The following is a 14,762-nucleotide window of genomic DNA, read 5'->3' on the forward strand; positions in this document are numbered from 1 at the left end:
TAAACTCCATGCGTACCCTCCTCCTCGCTGCCGTCTTCGCGATGGCCCTGGTCGCTGCGGCGGACCCGGCGCTTGCTCAGCTCGTGCCGGGATCGATCGGCAATGGCGGACGCATGCCCGACACCATGTCGCCGGGCGCCTTGCTGCCGCCGCCGGTGGCGCCTCCGGCGCCGGTCATGGCCCCCCCGGCGCCTCAGCCCAACACCTACTCCCTGAACCGCGACCGTCTCGAGAACCAGGGCTACAAGGTCCAGCGCCTGGAGCAGGAGAACGATGGGTCCTGGCGCGCCAGGGTGACGCGCGATCCCGTCCCGACCCGGCCGCAAGGCGTGCCGAAGCGGGTCACGATCCATCCCAACGGCCAGGTCATCGAGGAATACTAGGCCCGGCGCTTCCGCCTGAAAGCGCTGTGGTCCAGGAAATTGCAAAGCCGATGTCGGTTCGGGCGGCCCTCACCCGTCCTTGGGACAGACACATCGGAGTATTGCCATGAGAAAGATCGTAGCCGGCGCCTTCGTGAGCCTGGATGGCGTCATGCAGGCGCCGGGTGGTCCCCCGGAAGATCCGACGGGCGGCTTCGAATACGGCGGCTGGACGGTTCCCTATTGGGACGAGCCGATGGGCCAGTTCATGGAGGAGTGCTTCTCGCGGCCCTTCGATCTACTGCTCGGTCGCAAGACCTATGAGATCTTCGCCGCGCACTGGCCGTTCGTTGGCGAGGACGATCCCATTGGAAAGACCTTCAACGAGGTCACCAAGTACGTCGCCACCTCCTCGGCCGAGCCCCTTGCCTGGAAGAACTCGGTCGCGCTGAAGGGCGACGTCGCCGCGGAAATCGCCAGATTGAAGGAGGGCGACGGACCGGTTCTGCTGACCCAGGGCAGCAGCGTGCTTCTGCAGACCCTCCTGGCCCACGACCTGGTCGACGAGTTCCGCCTGCTCAGCTTCCCGCTGGTCCTCGGACACGGCAAGAGGCTGTTCGGGCAAGGAACGAAGGCGGGCGCGCTGAAGCTGGCCGAGAGCAAGGTCTCGACGACGGGCGTCACGATGAGCGTCTACGCGCGCACGGGCGCCGTAAAGACCGGCAGCTTCGAGCTGCCGGAGCCTTCGGACGCCGAACTGGCTCGCCAAGAGAGGATGAAGCGCGAGGGCTGAACCGCTACTGCCCCGTCTTGATGTTGGCGTCCTTGATGACCCTGGCCCATTTCGGGATGTCGGCCGCGATGGCGGCGCGCGTCTCTTCCGGCGTGCTGCCCACGAGGTCGAGCCCCATGACCGCGAACTTCTTCTGCATTTCCGGATCGGCCAGCACCTTGAGCGACTCCGCTCGCACCTTGTCGACGATCGGACGCGGCAGGTTGGCGGGCCCCATCAGCGCGAACCACGATGTCGCCTCGAAGCCCGGAAATCCCTGCTCGGCCAGAGTGGGCAGCTCGGGCGCACTGGAGGCGCGCTTCAACGAGGTGACGGCGATGCCGCGCACGCGGCCGTCGCGCACCATTGGCATCCCTGCCCCGGCATTCTGAATCCCTACAGGCACCACGCCACTCATCACATCGGTCAGGTTGGCTCCGCGATACGGAATGTGTTCCATCTTGATGCCAGCGAGGTGGCAGAAGAGCTCTCCCGCGATGTGCTGGGGGGTGCCGACACCCGGCGTTCCGTAGGAAAGCTTGCCCGGGTTTGCCTTAGCGTAAGCGACCAGTTCGGCGATCGACTTTACGGGCAGGTCGTTGTTCACCACGAAGACCGACGGCATGACCAGCGACGTCGAGATCGAGGTCATGTCATTCAAGGGGTCGAAGGGCAGCGCCTGCAGCGACGGCAGGATGGTGATCGCGGCATTTCCCGACCACATGAGCGTGTAGCCATCCGGCGGGGCCTTGGCGACCCGGTCGACTCCGATCGCACCGGAATTGCCCGAGACGTTCTCCACGACGACGGGCTGGCCCCAGGCTTCGGTGAACTTTTGCGCGAACATCCGGGCCGTGACATCGGTGGCGCTGCCGGCCGTGAAGCCGACCACGAGCTTGACCGGCTTGTCGGGCCAGTTGGTTTGAGCGAATGCCGACTGCGCGCAGACCAACGCGAGCACGCATGAAGTAGCCACGCGAATGAGACTTAACATGAGTATTCCTCCCGTAGGCGATCTGTGCCGCCTGAGGGAACAGTAGCATCTTCCAGCACACACAGAATTGCATCGCCGGTGCGGATAGATGAAAGGTAGCTGTAAGACCTACGTGCGATACCCATATTGATTTTCGGAGGTATGTTTGTGACGCTTTCCCATCCAGTAGACACCCACGTGGGCAGCAGGTTGCGCCAACGCCGCGCGCTGCTCGGCATGAGCCAGACCGACCTCGGTAAGGCTGTCGGACTTACCTTCCAGCAGGTTCAGAAGTACGAGCGCGGCTTCAACCGCATCAGCTCGAGCCGCCTGTTCGAATTCTCCAAGGTCCTCGATGTTCCCGTCACGCATTTCTTCGACGGGATGGATTCCTCGGTGGGCACCACCAAGCGCAAGCCGGGCCGTCCCAAGGCTGCCGAAAAGGCGACGGATGCTCTCAACACCAAGCGCGAAACTCTCGAGCTGGTGCGGGCCTACTACAAGATCCGAAGCAAGAGTCTGCGTACCAAGACCCTCGACCTTATCCAGGCCCTCGCCAAGGATTGACAGCCACCGGCAACATTCTTTCTTGAGATACGTTGAGGGGACTGCCGCGCCACCGTCGTGCCGTCTGCGGCTCTGGAGACGTTCGATGACCCATCCGCTGGCATTCGCCGCTTTGGTGCTGCTCGTTCCGGCGGTTGCCGCCTGCAATGACGGGCCGCCCCTGAAGGCACCGTCTGCCGATGCTCCCATGTCGACGGTCCGGTATCAGTGCCAGCAGAACAAGACTCTGGTGGCTGACTTTTACGACGGCAAGTCGAGCGTGGGGCCCGATGGGCGACCCATTCCCGGTGGCCGTGCCGTGGTCCAGCTGAGTGACGGCCGAAAGTTCAGCCTGCCGCAGACCCTGTCGGGCTCCGGGATCCGCTACGCCGATTCCAGCGGGACGTTCGTCTTCTGGAGCAAGGGCGACACGGCCTTCGTCGAAGAAGGCGCAAGCCAGGCCGTGACCTACGCCGGGTGCGTGCCGAAGCGCTGAGGCGCCTGGATCGAAGCGCTGAGGCGCCTGGATCACCGCCGCCCGGCGAGCGCCCGGTTCTCCAGGCGGCTCAGCAGCCGCACCAGCGGCCAGAGCAGCAGGAAATAGATCACTGCAGCCATCACGATCGGCGTCGGATTGTAGGTGATGCTCTGTGCCTGGCGCGCCTCGTAGAGCAGCTCCGGCACCGCCACGACCGAGCCCAGCGAGGTCAGCTTGACCACTTCCAGCGTGTTGGAGAGCAGGTCCGGCATCACGTTGCGCACGGCCTGGGGCAGCACGACATAGCGCATCGCCTGCATCCGGGTGAGGCCGGTGGAGCGCGCCGCCTCGACCTGGCCCCCCGGCACCGAGTCGATGCCGGCGCGGAAGATTTCTCCGTAGTACGAGCCGGTATTCAGAAAGAAGGCGATCGCCACGCAGGCGAAGCCGCCCAGCTCGAGGCCGGCGAACGGCAGTCCCGCGAACAGCAGGACCAGCAGGACCAGCGGCGGGAAGGCCCGGAAGAAGTCGACCCACGCCATCAATGGCCAGCGCACCAGCGGATGCTTGATCGAGGCAAGCAGCGCCAGGATCAGGCCACCGAACAGACCGAGCGGCACGACGATCAGGGACAGCAGGATCGTGTTCCAGAGGCCCGTCAGCACGATCGGCCAGGCCGCCTTCATGATCTCGATGTTGAAGAAGGCCTCGATCATCGCTTCCACGCGAACTTGGCCTCGACCCAGCGGGCCGCAACGACGACCGGGAAGAACAGCACCACGTAGGCCGCCGCCCCCATCATCAGCGGAGAGGGATTGTAGGAGTTGGACATCGCGGAGCTCGCCTGTCCCAGGATCTCGGTCACCGCCACGACGGTCCCGAGCGCCGTCCCCTTGGTGATCGAGATGGTGCGGTTGGTGAGCGGCGGGATGGTGAGCCGGAAAGCCTGTGGCAGCACGACGTTGAACAGCGTCTGGCCGAACGACAGGCCGGTCGAGCGCGAGGCCTCCCATTGGCCCTTCGGGATCGACGTGATGCCGGCCCAGAAGATCTCCTCGGAGAAGGCCATCAGGACGAAGGCGAGCGACAGCCAGGTCGACACGAAGCCGGACGGCGCCGGTCCTGCGTAAGGCAGGCCGAAGTACATCAGCACGATGATGACGAGCGGCGGCAGCGACCGGAACAGGTCGACGATGAAGATGATCAGCCAGTTGAGCGGCCGGATCGCGAGGCTGCGCAACAGGGCGAGCGCGAGCCCCGCCCCGAGGCCGGTGACCACGATCAAGAGCGCGAGCTCGATGGTCACCACCATGCCGGACAGGATGTCCGGCAGGTACTTCCACATGACCTTCGCATTGAAGAAGGTGTCGACGAACTTGTCCCAGCCGCTCATGCCAAGCCGGTCTCAGTGCCGCTGGATCTGGCCGATGAAGGCGCGCGTGCGTTCGTGGCTCGGAGTCTCGAAGATCGAAGCGGGCGGCCCCTGCTCCACGATCAGCCCGTCATCCATGAACACGACTCGATCGGCCGCATTGCGCGCGAAGCCCATCTCGTGGCTGACCACGATCATGGTCATGCCGCTCTCGCGCAGGCCGCGCATCACCTCGAGCACCGATCCGACCAGTTCGGGATCGAGCGCGCTGGTCGGCTCGTCGAACAGCATCACGCGCGGCTCCAGCGCGATCGAACGGGCGATGGCGACGCGCTGCTGCTGGCCGCCGGAAAGCTGGCCCGGCGTGTGGTCTGCACGCTCGGCAAGGCCCACGCGTTCGAGCGCCGCCCGCGCCAGCGCCTCGGCCTCGGCGCGCCCCTTGCCGGCCACCTTGCGCAGCGCCAGCATCACATTCCCCAGCGCCGTCATGTGCGGGTAGAGATTGAACGACTGGAACACCATGCCGATGCGGCGGCGGGCATGGTTGATGTCGGTCTTCGGGTCGAGCATGTCGATGCCGTCAACCACGATCGAGCCGGAGGAAGGTTCCTCCAGCCGGTTGAGGCAGCGCAGCAGGGTCGACTTGCCCGAGCCCGATGGCCCGATGACGAAAACCAGCTCACGCTCCGCCACCTTCAGATCGACCCCCTTCAGGACATGAAGGGTGCCGAAATGCTTATGGATCGCGCGCGCATCTACGATTGGGTTGGCTGTCATGACATCGGTCTGTCGCCTCGATCGAAGGCCGGCAGCGGAGGCCACTCTCCTCCGCTGCTCTCCCCTCGGGACGACGAGAAGGGTTCAGTTACACTTCAATTCGTGCGGCGTCGGGTCATATCCGGGCATGCCCGGCACGCCGTAGCCCGGCGTGACCACGACGGCCAGATCGTCGGCCGCCGGCTTCTTGTTGAACCACTTTTCATAGAACTTCGCCATCGTGCCGTCCTTCTTCATGCAGTCGAGCGCATCCTGCAGCTCGGCACGAAGCTCGGGCTTGTCCTTCGGCACGGGCGCAGCCCAATGGGCACGCGTTTCGGCGAGTTCGAGGTCGGCGATGAACTGCGGGTTCTTGGACGCGGCATAGACGATGGTCGTGTTGCCGCCCAGCGTCGCGTAGGCGCGGCCGGAGAGCACCGCCTGCGTGGCATCGGGCTGCGTGTCGTAGACCTGCACGGTGAAGCCGTGCTCCTCACCCATCTTCTTGGCGAGCGTCTCGTAGGGCGTGCCCTTGTTGACCGCCACGGCCTTGCCCTTGAGATCGGCCCAGCTCTTGATCGGTGCGCTGCCCTTCTTGATGCCGAACTGGAACGCGGTCCACAGATAGCCGGCGGTGAACAGCATGTTTTCGGCGCGCTCCTTGGTCACCGTCGTCGGCGCCGCAATGAAGTCGTAGCGGCCAGACTGCATGCCGGGGATCAAGGTCGAGAAGCTCACGGCATCGATCGTGATGTCGCGCTTCATGCGCTTGGCCGCTTCGGTGAAGACGTCGATCTGGAAGCCCTCGACGCCGCCGCCCAGCTTCGGCATCGCGTGCGGGGCAAATGTGCCGTCGACACCGGTGCGCAACGGCGGCTTCTTGTCCTGGGCGAGCGCCGGGCTCACGCACATCAGTGCCGCAACGGCCAGCGCTGCAAAGCGACGGTGCATCATTTCGTCAGTTCCCTTCCCATGAAATCCCCAAGCAGCAACGTTAGATCAGGCGTTGTTCAATAGCAATTTAGAGGCCATCCTGCGGCCCATGTCCGACCGAATCCTCGTCATCAATCCCAACTCCACTGACGCCGTCACCCGCGGTATCGACGCCGCCATGGAACCGCTGCGCATGCAGGGCGGCCCGGCCATCGAATGCGTCACGCTGAAGGACGGACCGCCCGGTATCGAGAACCAGGGCCATGTCGAACAGGTCGTGCCGCTGATCGGCGCGATGGTGAAGCAGCGCGACAACGACTGCTCGGCCTTCGTCATCGCCTGCTATTCCGATCCCGGCCTGCATGCCGCGCGCGAACTCACGACCAAGCCGGTGCTCGGCATTGCCGAATGCGGCATCCTGACCGCCCTCACCCTCGGCCAGCGTTTCGGCGTGATCTCCATCCTGAGGAAGTCGATCCCCCGCCACCTGCGTTATGTCGGCCAGATGGGCCTGAACGACCGCATGGCCGGCGACCGTGCGATCGGCTTGGGCGTCGTCGAACTCGCCGACGAGGCGCGCACCTTCAGCCGCATGGCCGAAGTCGCCGCCGAGCTGCGCGACGAGGATGGCGCCGACGTTCTGGTGATGGGCTGCGCCGGCATGGCGCGCTACCGCGACCGTCTGCAGCGCCACGTCGGCCTGCCCGTGGTCGAGCCCAGCCAGGCCGCCGTCTCGATGGCGATCGGGCGCTCCCGGCTGAACTGGGCGTAATTGTCATCCCGAGCGTAAGCCAGGGATCTTTCCGGAGCCCGAAGATCCCTCGCAAATGCTCGGGATGACGGGCACGGCCCGTCACTCGGCGGCTGCCTTCACGACCGGCGCCGCCGGGAAGTCCATGCGATCGTTGGTCCGGCAGTAACGGTCGGCGAACATGCGGCCCACCGGATGATACTTGTCCATGTGGACGCGCTTGGCCTTGTCGTCCCACAGCTCGTCGCGGATGTGGAAACGAAGCCCCTCGCCGATCACGAGCTGGCGGTCGTCCTTCACGTTGATGACCTGCCAGGTCTTGCACTCCATCGCCCACGGCGCCTCGGCGAGACGGGGCGTCTTGATGTCGACCGAGGGCGCGAGCTTGAGGCCAAGATAGTCGGGTTCGCCGACATTCGGCGGAAAGTCGCCACTCGATTCGTGCATCTTGAGCGCCAGCGGCTCGTCGGTGAGGTTGATCACGAACTCGCCCGTCCGCTGGATGTTCGTCCAGGTGTCCTTGAGGCGCCCGTCCGGCCGCTTGTTGATCGCGAACATGCAGAGAGGCGGATCTTCGGCGAAGACGTTGAAGAAGCTGAAGGGCGCCGCGTTGACCACGCCGGTCGGTCCCAGCGTCGTCACCCAGGCGATCGGCCGCGGAAGAACGAAGGCGGTCAGGACCTTGTAGCGCTCGTGCGGTGTCAGGTCGTCGGAAGCGTATTGCATTTCTGGGGCCCTCAGTTCGACGGTTCGAGCTTCACGCCGGTGCGCTCGCTGATGAGCTTGTAATGCTCCGGGCGGCGGTGCTTGGCGAAATTGAACGTGGTGTTGCGGATGTATTCCCCGAGGCCGAGATCGCAATCGTAGGAGATGACCTCGTCGTCCTCGGTCGTGCCCTTGGCCACGATCTCGCCGGTCGGCGCCACGATCACCGAGCCACCGTGCAGCCAGAACCCGTCTTCCTTGCCGGCCTTGGCCGTTGCCACGACCCAGATGCCGTTCTGATAGGCAGCCGCCTGCAGCGACAGCATGTGGTGGAAGACCCGCAGGTACGGCGGCTCATGCGGCGCGTAGACGTTGTCGCTGGGCGTGTTGTAGCCCAGCACCACCATCTCGGCGCCCTTCAGCGCCATGACGCGGAACGTCTCGGGCCAGCGACGGTCGTTGCAGATGCACTGGCCGACGATCACCTCGTCCTTGAACATCTTCCAGACATTGAAGCCCAGATTGCCGACCTCGAAATACTTCTTCTCGAGATGCTGGTACGGCACCGTCGGCCGGTGTTCGTCATGGCCCGGCAGATGGACCTTGCGGTACTTGCCGATCAAGCGGCCGTCGGGTCCCACCAGGATCGACGTGTTGAAATGATGCGTCGATCCCTCTTCCTCGGTCCGCTCGGCGTAGCCGAGGTAAAAGCCGATGCCCTTCTCGCGGGCCAGTTCGAACAGCGGCAGCGTGTCCGGACTCGGCATCTGGCTCTCGAAATACTTCTCGACCTCGTTGGGATCTTCCATCCAGTAGCGCGGGAAGAAGGTCGTGAGCGCGAGTTCCGGGAACACGATGAACTTGGAGCCGCGGCTGTCGGCCTCCTTCAACATCTCGATCATGCGCTTGACCACACTCGCCCGGCTGTCGGCGAGATGGATCGGCCCGAGCTGGGCGGACGAGACTTTCAGACGACGGGACACGGTTAACTTCCTTTCTGTCATCCTGAGCAAAGCGAAGGATCTCTCGCTTCGTATAGATACGGTTTAACTCCTGTCAGGTCCTTCGCTTCGCTCAGGACGACAGTGAGACTAGAACAGCGGCTTCAGGCCGAAGCGCGACATGGCCTGCAACTCAGGGGCACTCTGCCCGATCGGCTTGGATGAATCGGGCGAGGCGCAGGGCAGGAACTGACCCGAGCCGCGCTCGGCGTTCAGCTTGCCGTCCTCGACGACCACACGCCCGCGACTCACCACGGTGATCGGCCAGCCCTTGATCTGGCGGCCCTCGTAGGGCGTGTAGCCGACATTGTCGTGCAGGTCCTTCCACGTGACCGTCACGTCCTTGTCGGCATCCCAGATAGCGAAGTCGGCATCGGAGCCGACGGCAATCGTGCCCTTCTTCGGATAGAGGCCGTAGAGCTTGGCGTGGTTCGCCGAGGTCAGCGCCACGAACTGCTGCAGGGTGATGCGGCCCTTCTGGACGCCTTCCGAGAACAGCATCGGCAGCCGGATCTCGATCCCGGGCACGCCGTTCGCCATCTCCTTGAAGGTCGTCTTGTCGCCCTTGGGGATCTTGCCGCCGGCATTGAACTGGTACGGCGCATGGTCGGACGAGAAGGTCTGGAACGTGCCGTCCTTCAGCGCCGCCCACACCGCCTCCTGCGCCGCCGAATCGCGTGGCGGCGGGCTGCAGCACCACATGGCGCCTTCGACGCCGGGCTTGTCCATGTCATCGGCGGTCAGCGCGATGTATTGCGGGCAGGTCTCGCCGAAGATCTTCAGGCCCTTCTTCTGCGCCTGGCGCAGCGTCTCGATCGCTTCGATCTCCGACATGTGGACCAGCAGCAGCGGCGCATCGACCAGACGCGCGAGCGAGATCGCGCGGTTGGTCGCCTCGGCCTCGGCCAGGCGCGCATGGGCGATGGCGTGGAACTTCGTCGCGCCATGGCCCTGGTCGACGAGATGATGCGCCAGCCACTGGATCATGTCGTGGTTCTCGGCATGCACCATGACCAGCGCGCCGTCGCGACGTGCCACGGAGAGGATGTCGAGGATCTGGTAGTCGCTGACCTTCATCGCATCGTAGGTCATGTAGATCTTGAACGAGGTGTAGCCGTCCTTGATCAGGGCCGGCAGCTCCTGGCCCAGCGCCTGCGGCGTCGGATCGGTGACGATCAGGTGGAAGGCATAGTCGATCACCGCCTTCGGAGTCGCCGCCTCGTGATACTCGTTGACCACCTGCCGCAGCGACATACCGCGATGCTGGGCGGCGAAGGGAATGACCGTCGTCGTGCCGCCGAACGCGGCGGAGACGGTGCCGGTATAGAAATCGTCGGCGCACATCACGCCCATGCCCGACTTCTGCTCGATGTGGCAGTGGCTGTCGACGCCGCCCGGCAGGACGAACTTGCCGCCGGCATCGATCTCGCGCGTGCCCTCTCCCTTGATGCCGGGCCCGATCTCGACGACCTGACCGCCCTTCACGGCGATGTCTCCCTCCGTCTGCCGCTCGGCAGTGACGATGCGGGCGTTGCGAACGATCAAATCATACTCAGCCATGTCCCTACTCCGCCGCCTTGGCGAGACGGCCCGCGGCCGCCAGACGCCGTTCGAGGCGCGCAATCATCCCGTCGAGCTCCGTCTTGTCCGCCACCGTCAGCGCCGATCCGGGCGCACGCTGCTTCGGGCTCTTGATGGCGCCGCGCCGGAACAGCACTTCCTTGCGCAATGCCAAGCCGATCGCCGGCTGCACCTCGTGGCGTACCAGCGGCAGGTAGATGTCGAACAGGTCCTCCGCCTCCTCGCCCCTGCCCTGAGCGAAGAGGTCATAGACCTGCACCAGCATCTCGGGCCAGGCAAAGCCGGTCATGGCGCCGTCGGCGCCGCGGCGCATCTCCTGCGGATAATAGAGGCCGCCATTGCCGACCAGGATCGACACGCGGCGACGGCCGGGCTTGTTCTCGCCTTCGCGAACCTTCGTCAGCTTGGCGAGGCCCGGCGCGTCCTCGTGCTTCAGCATGACGAGTTGCGGGAAATCGTCGACCAGGCGCTCGAACACATTGACCGGCATGTAGACCCCGGTGGTCTGCGGGTAGTCTTGATAGACGACAGGAATTTCGGGCCCGAGCGCCTGGAAGACCTGCGCATAATAGTTGTAGAGGCCCTCGTCGCCCTTCAGTCCCGGCGACGGCGCCACCATCACGCCCGACGCGCCGGCCATCATCGCCTCATGCGAGAGGCGCCGCACGTTCTCGAGCCCGGCATGGCTCACGCCCACGATCACCTGCCGTCCTTGCGCCCGGCCGATCACGCGATTGACCACGGAGATGGATTCGTCGGCGGTCAGCTTGTGCGCCTCGCCCATCATCCCGAGCAGGGTGAAACCATGTACGCCGCAGCCCAAATAAAAATCGGTCAAGCTATCGACGCTCTGGAGGTCGACCGCGCCCTCGTCCGTGAAGGGCGTGGCGGCGATGATGTACACGCCCTTTGCCTGCTCATTCAGTTTAGACATCGTCGACACTCCTCGGCGCGGTTCTTGCAACGCCCCGGGTATGAGGTTGCAGCGATCATGCCACTCGTCGGGCGCTTGTCGAGCGTCGCGGCGTCGGCCAGTGTTCATACCCGAAGAGGGGCAGGTGTCGAAATAAATGGCACGGCATATCGCTCATCGATTGATGATTTCGCTTCCCGTCCTGCTGGGGGTGCTGCTCATCGGCTTCCTGCTGCTGCAGGTCGTGCCCACGGATCCGGCAACCGTCGTGGCGGGCCCGACCGCGACCAAGGCTGAAGTCGACGCCATTCGCAACGACCTCGGTCTCAACCAGCCGCTCTGGGTCCAATTCGGGCGCTATCTGGGCCGCGTCTTCCAGCTCGACCTCGGCCGCTCCATGATCTCCAACCGCGCCGTCGTCGACGAGATCGCCCTCACCCTCTGGCCGACCGTCGAGCTGATGCTGGCCTGCCTGATCTGGGCCGTGCCGCTCGGCATCACGCTGGGCACCCTCGCCGCCCGCCGGCGCGGCACGGTGATCGACCGCGCCATCATGGCGCTCTCGGTCATGGGCGTTTCGGTGCCGATCTTCTGGGTCGGCCTGCTGCTGATCCAGTATGTCGGCGGGGCAGGCCTGTTGCCGTTCCAGGGGCGCAACGGCCCGATCTGGACCGCCGACGGCTTCCTGAGCATCATCCTCCCGGCCGTGACCCTGGGCGCCGTCTTCGTCGGTCCGGTCGCGCGCATGACCCGGACGTCCCTGCTGGAGACACTGGGCGCCGATTATGTACGCACCGCCCGCGCCAAGGGCGCCTCGGACTGGCGCGTCACCATCCGCCACGCGCTGCGCAACGCGATGATCCCCGTGATCACGCTGGTGGGCCTGCAGATCGGCTTCCTGCTGGGCGGTTCGATCGTCACCGAGACGATGTTCGCCTGGCCCGGCGTCGGCCGCATGGCGGTGGGCGCCATCACCTCGAGCGACTTCCCGCTGGCACAGGGCGCGATCCTGATCCTCGCCGTCGGCTTCATGGCGATCAACCTGCTGGTCGACGTGCTCTACGCCTATCTCGACCCCCGGATCGCCCGCGGATGACCGACACCGCCCTTCCCCTGCAGAGCCAGGCCGACCAGCGCGCCATCGCCGCGATCCGGCGCAAGAACGCCGTGTGGCGGCGCATCCTGCGCGATCCGCCGGCGGCCATCGCCGCGCTCTTTCTCATCGTCATCGTCGGCGCGGCGATCCTCGCCCCCTGGATCGCACCCTTCGATCCCTATGCGTCCAACATGCGGCTGCGCCTCTGCCCGATCGGCGGCGCGCGCTGCCCGGATTTCCTGCTGGGCGCCGACAACCAGGGCCGCGACATGCTCAGTCGAATCCTGTTCGGCCTGCGCGCCACCCTGGGAATCGGCATCATCGCGGTCGTGGTCGGTGGCGGGCTGGGCGCACTGATTGGCCTATGCGCCGCCTATTTCAAGCGCCTCGACCAGCCGCTGATGCGTTTCATCGACGTCCTGCTTTCCTTCCCGTCGATCCTGTTCGGTCTCGCCATCGCGGCCGTGCTGGGCACAGGTCTCTTCTCGCTGGTCGTCGCGCTCAGCATCGCCTCGGTTCCGTCGATCGCCCGCATCGCCCGCGGCGCCGCGCAGTCGATCATGCAGCAGGAATACATGGAGGCCGGCCGCGCCGTGGGACTGGGCGACGGCGCTCTCATCTGGCGCTACCTCGCCCTCAACTGCTGGCCGACCATCCTGATCTACATGACCTTGCAGCTCGGCCAGGCGATCCTGCTGGGGGCGGCGCTGTCGTTCCTCGGCCTCGGTGCGCAGCCGCCGACCGCCGAACTGGGCAGCATGGCCGCTGACGGCCGTAAGTTCCTGTCGATCGCCCCGCAGGTCTCGACAATCCCCTGCGCGGCGATCTTCCTCGTGGTGCTTGCATTCAATGTCCTGGGCGACGCGCTGCGCGACGCTCTCGATCCAAAGTTGAGGCAATAAAGTCGGAACAACAGGAGGTGTGGGCATGAGAAAATTGACAGTGACGGCGCTGGCGGCGGTTGCCGTGGCGGGCGCCGCGGCGCCGGCGATGGCGCAGAAGAACGTGACGATCGTGCGCGAGATCGACACCGACCGCTACGATCCGCACAAGTCGACCTCTCGCTCGGGCGCCGAAGTCATCTACATGATGGGCGACACGATGGTGAACCTCGACTTCGACATGAAGACGTTGAAGCCGGGCCTCGCCAAGAGCTGGACGGTCTCGCCCGACGGCCTCACCTACACCTTCAAGCTGCGCGACGACGTGACCTTCTGCAGCGGCAAGAAGATGACGGCCAAGGACGTCGTCGCCACCTACGAGCGCTGGCTCGATCCCGAGACCAAAGGTCTCGTGAAGTGGCGCATGGGCGACGTCGACAAGGTCACGGCACCAGACGATGTCACCGTCGAATACAAGCTCAAGAAGCCGTTCTCCGAGCTGCTCTACCAGATGACGCAGTACTTCCACACGGTGCTGAACGTCGACCAGGCCAAGCAGCTCGGCGCCGACTTCGGCGTCAAGGGCTTCGACGGCACCGGCCCCTACTGCTTCGAGAGCTGGACGCCGCGCGACTCGACGGTGCTGACCAAGCACAAGGGCTACAACTGGGGTCCGCCGATCTATGACTACACCGAGGCGCAGGTCGACAAGGTGATCTGGAAGGTGGTGCCCGAGGAGAATACCCGCGTCACCGCGCTGCAGGCCGGCCAGGCCGATGCCAGCCAGTACGTGCCCTACTGGTCGATCAAGGAGCTGCAGGCCAACAAGAACCTCTCGGTGACCAAGGCCGAGAACTTCTTCTGGACCTACTTCATCGGCTTCAAGGTCGACAAGGAACTGGTGAACGACGTGCGCGTGCGCCAGGCGATGAACCTCGCCGTCGACCAGAAGGCGATCACCGAGGCCGTGACCTTCGGCTTCGCCGACCCCGCCTCGACGATGCTGATGCCCAACGTCCTCGACTTCAACGGCAAGCTGAACAAGGCGGCCTATGGAGAAAACATCAAGGAGGCCGACAGGCTGCTCGACGAGGCAGGCTGGAAGAAGGGCCCCGACGGCTTCCGCTACAAGGACGGCAAGAAGCTGGCGCCGGTGATCTACGGCATCTCGGGCGCCTTCAAGGAGATCGCCGAGGCCGTGCAGGGCGACCTGCGCAAGGTCGGCGTCGACCTGCAGATCCAGCTGTTCGACGCGACGGTCGCCTGGGGCAAGCTCGCCACGCAGGAGTTCGACGCCTTCGGCATGAGCTTCCCCTATGTCAGCGCCGGCGACGCGCTCAACCTCTACTTCCGGTCGACCAATGCGCCGACCCCGAACCGCATGAACTGGAAGGACAAGGAAACCGACGAGTTGCTCGACAAGGGTTCGACCGCACTCGATGAGTCGACGCGGGCGACGGCCTATCAGGCGGTGCAGCAGAAGGTGCACGACGCGTTCGTGTGGATCCCGCTGTTCCATGAGCCGCTGTTCGTCGTGGCGGGCTCCAAGCTGAAGCCCATCAAGGCCCACGGCAACTATGGCTGCGGCCTCTACAAGGGCCTGGGCCTCGCCTACAAATAGCCGGCAGACAGCAAGCAATCG

Annotated in this window: 17 protein-coding genes; 8 read left to right on the top strand and 9 right to left on the bottom strand. The window is 65.0% G+C overall.

Annotation, left to right across the window (positions count from 1 at the left end; genetic code table 11):
- Positions 1-8 precede the first annotated feature (8 nt).
- Positions 9-383: a hypothetical protein gene (locus tag ACQY78_RS04045; protein ID WP_428682987.1), complete on the top strand. Its 375-nt coding sequence runs from the start codon at positions 9-11 to the stop codon at positions 381-383.
- A gap of 106 nt (positions 384-489) precedes the next feature.
- Entirely contained in the window at positions 490-1,155 is a 666-nt protein-coding gene (locus ACQY78_RS04050) for a dihydrofolate reductase family protein (protein WP_428682989.1), read from the top strand.
- 4 nt (positions 1,156-1,159) lie between these two features.
- Here the strand turns inward: ACQY78_RS04050 and ACQY78_RS04055 are convergent, their stop codons facing one another.
- A complete protein-coding gene (locus tag ACQY78_RS04055; RefSeq protein WP_428682991.1) occupies positions 1,160-2,095 on the bottom strand; it encodes a Bug family tripartite tricarboxylate transporter substrate binding protein in 936 nt (311 codons plus the stop codon).
- Between the two features lie 210 nt (positions 2,096-2,305).
- On the opposite strand from ACQY78_RS04055, the gene ACQY78_RS04060 reads away from it, so the two are divergent.
- Positions 2,306-2,674 carry a helix-turn-helix domain-containing protein gene (locus tag ACQY78_RS04060; protein ID WP_428682993.1) on the top strand — a complete coding sequence of 123 codons (369 nt, stop codon included), beginning with the start codon at positions 2,306-2,308 and terminating at the stop codon, positions 2,672-2,674.
- An 85-nt stretch (positions 2,675-2,759) separates the two neighbouring features.
- On the top strand, positions 2,760-3,149 hold the full coding sequence (locus tag ACQY78_RS04065; RefSeq protein WP_428682995.1) for an MliC family protein: 390 nt from the start codon (positions 2,760-2,762) through the stop codon (positions 3,147-3,149).
- A gap of 32 nt (positions 3,150-3,181) precedes the next feature.
- On the opposite strand, the gene ACQY78_RS04070 is transcribed toward ACQY78_RS04065, so the two are convergent.
- From ACQY78_RS04070 to ACQY78_RS04085, 4 genes are all read right to left on the bottom strand, one after another.
- The gene (locus ACQY78_RS04070; protein ID WP_428686322.1) at positions 3,182-3,847 is read right to left on the bottom strand and encodes an amino acid ABC transporter permease; all 666 of its coding nucleotides are present in this window, start codon (positions 3,845-3,847) and stop codon (positions 3,182-3,184) included.
- Positions 3,844-4,524, bottom strand: a complete 681-nt coding sequence (locus ACQY78_RS04075) for an amino acid ABC transporter permease (protein ID WP_428682997.1) — start codon at positions 4,522-4,524, stop codon at positions 3,844-3,846. The genes ACQY78_RS04070 and ACQY78_RS04075 overlap by 4 nt, the downstream gene beginning before the upstream one ends.
- A 12-nt stretch (positions 4,525-4,536) precedes the next feature.
- On the bottom strand, positions 4,537-5,280 hold the full coding sequence (locus tag ACQY78_RS04080) for an amino acid ABC transporter ATP-binding protein (RefSeq protein ID WP_428682999.1): 744 nt from the start codon (positions 5,278-5,280) through the stop codon (positions 4,537-4,539).
- 84 nt (positions 5,281-5,364) lie between these two features.
- A complete protein-coding gene (locus ACQY78_RS04085; protein ID WP_428683001.1) occupies positions 5,365-6,213 on the bottom strand; it encodes a transporter substrate-binding domain-containing protein in 849 nt (282 codons plus the stop codon).
- Positions 6,214-6,301: 88 nt separating this feature from the next.
- Here ACQY78_RS04085 and ACQY78_RS04090 point away from each other — a divergent pair, with 88 nt between their 5' ends.
- Positions 6,302-6,964 carry an aspartate/glutamate racemase family protein gene (locus ACQY78_RS04090; protein WP_428683003.1) on the top strand — a complete coding sequence of 221 codons (663 nt, stop codon included), beginning with the start codon at positions 6,302-6,304 and terminating at the stop codon, positions 6,962-6,964.
- A gap of 81 nt (positions 6,965-7,045) precedes the next feature.
- Here the strand turns inward: ACQY78_RS04090 and ACQY78_RS04095 are convergent, their stop codons facing one another.
- The 4 genes from ACQY78_RS04095 to ACQY78_RS04110 form a co-directional block, all read right to left on the bottom strand.
- Positions 7,046-7,669: a flavin reductase family protein gene (locus ACQY78_RS04095; protein WP_428683005.1), complete on the bottom strand. Its 624-nt coding sequence runs from the start codon at positions 7,667-7,669 to the stop codon at positions 7,046-7,048.
- A gap of 11 nt (positions 7,670-7,680) precedes the next feature.
- Positions 7,681-8,631: an N-carbamoyl-D-amino-acid hydrolase gene (locus ACQY78_RS04100; protein ID WP_304850439.1), complete on the bottom strand. Its 951-nt coding sequence runs from the start codon at positions 8,629-8,631 to the stop codon at positions 7,681-7,683.
- A gap of 108 nt (positions 8,632-8,739) precedes the next feature.
- A complete protein-coding gene (gene hydA, locus ACQY78_RS04105) occupies positions 8,740-10,209 on the bottom strand; it encodes a dihydropyrimidinase (RefSeq protein ID WP_428683007.1) in 1,470 nt (489 codons plus the stop codon).
- A 4-nt stretch (positions 10,210-10,213) separates the two neighbouring features.
- Positions 10,214-11,164, bottom strand: coding sequence for a dihydrodipicolinate synthase family protein (locus ACQY78_RS04110; RefSeq protein ID WP_428683009.1), 951 nt, complete (start codon positions 11,162-11,164; stop codon positions 10,214-10,216).
- A gap of 136 nt (positions 11,165-11,300) precedes the next feature.
- On the opposite strand from ACQY78_RS04110, the gene ACQY78_RS04115 reads away from it, so the two are divergent.
- The 3 genes from ACQY78_RS04115 to ACQY78_RS04125 are packed head-to-tail and all read left to right on the top strand — an operon-like array spanning position 11,301 to position 14,741.
- Entirely contained in the window at positions 11,301-12,239 is a 939-nt protein-coding gene (locus ACQY78_RS04115) for an ABC transporter permease (RefSeq protein ID WP_428683011.1), read from the top strand.
- Positions 12,236-13,141 (top strand): ABC transporter permease, encoded by a 906-nt coding sequence (locus ACQY78_RS04120; RefSeq protein ID WP_428683013.1) that lies wholly within the window; start codon positions 12,236-12,238, stop codon positions 13,139-13,141. Before ACQY78_RS04115 ends, ACQY78_RS04120 begins: the two co-directional genes overlap by 4 nt.
- 25 nt (positions 13,142-13,166) lie before the next feature.
- Positions 13,167-14,741: an ABC transporter substrate-binding protein gene (locus ACQY78_RS04125; protein WP_428683015.1), complete on the top strand. Its 1,575-nt coding sequence runs from the start codon at positions 13,167-13,169 to the stop codon at positions 14,739-14,741.
- Positions 14,742-14,762: the final 21 nt, after the last annotated feature.

Origin of the sequence: Reyranella sp., assembly GCF_965279625.1 — a bacterium.
In the GTDB taxonomy this organism is placed as follows: Bacteria; Pseudomonadota; Alphaproteobacteria; order Reyranellales; family Reyranellaceae; genus Reyranella.

Excerpts from the sequence above, each read along its gene's own strand:
- ACQY78_RS04065 (WP_428682995.1), top strand. The coding sequence starts at position 2,760 with ATGACCCATCCGCTGGCATTCGCCGCTTTGGTGCTGCTCGTTCCGGCG.
- ACQY78_RS04045 (WP_428682987.1), top strand. The coding sequence starts at position 9 with ATGCGTACCCTCCTCCTCGCTGCCGTCTTCGCGATGGCCCTGGTCGCT.
- ACQY78_RS04080 (WP_428682999.1), bottom strand. The coding sequence starts at position 5,280 with ATGACAGCCAACCCAATCGTAGATGCGCGCGCGATCCATAAGCATTTC.
- ACQY78_RS04075 (WP_428682997.1), bottom strand. The coding sequence starts at position 4,524 with ATGAGCGGCTGGGACAAGTTCGTCGACACCTTCTTCAATGCGAAGGTC.
- ACQY78_RS04110 (WP_428683009.1), bottom strand. The coding sequence starts at position 11,164 with ATGTCTAAACTGAATGAGCAGGCAAAGGGCGTGTACATCATCGCCGCC.
- ACQY78_RS04095 (WP_428683005.1), bottom strand. The coding sequence starts at position 7,669 with ATGCAATACGCTTCCGACGACCTGACACCGCACGAGCGCTACAAGGTC.
- ACQY78_RS04125 (WP_428683015.1), top strand. The coding sequence starts at position 13,167 with ATGAGAAAATTGACAGTGACGGCGCTGGCGGCGGTTGCCGTGGCGGGC.
- hydA (WP_428683007.1), bottom strand. The coding sequence starts at position 10,209 with ATGGCTGAGTATGATTTGATCGTTCGCAACGCCCGCATCGTCACTGCC.
- ACQY78_RS04050 (WP_428682989.1), top strand. The coding sequence starts at position 490 with ATGAGAAAGATCGTAGCCGGCGCCTTCGTGAGCCTGGATGGCGTCATG.
- ACQY78_RS04085 (WP_428683001.1), bottom strand. The coding sequence starts at position 6,213 with ATGATGCACCGTCGCTTTGCAGCGCTGGCCGTTGCGGCACTGATGTGC.
- ACQY78_RS04070 (WP_428686322.1), bottom strand. The coding sequence starts at position 3,847 with ATGATCGAGGCCTTCTTCAACATCGAGATCATGAAGGCGGCCTGGCCG.
- ACQY78_RS04120 (WP_428683013.1), top strand. The coding sequence starts at position 12,236 with ATGACCGACACCGCCCTTCCCCTGCAGAGCCAGGCCGACCAGCGCGCC.
- ACQY78_RS04115 (WP_428683011.1), top strand. The coding sequence starts at position 11,301 with ATGGCACGGCATATCGCTCATCGATTGATGATTTCGCTTCCCGTCCTG.
- ACQY78_RS04090 (WP_428683003.1), top strand. The coding sequence starts at position 6,302 with ATGTCCGACCGAATCCTCGTCATCAATCCCAACTCCACTGACGCCGTC.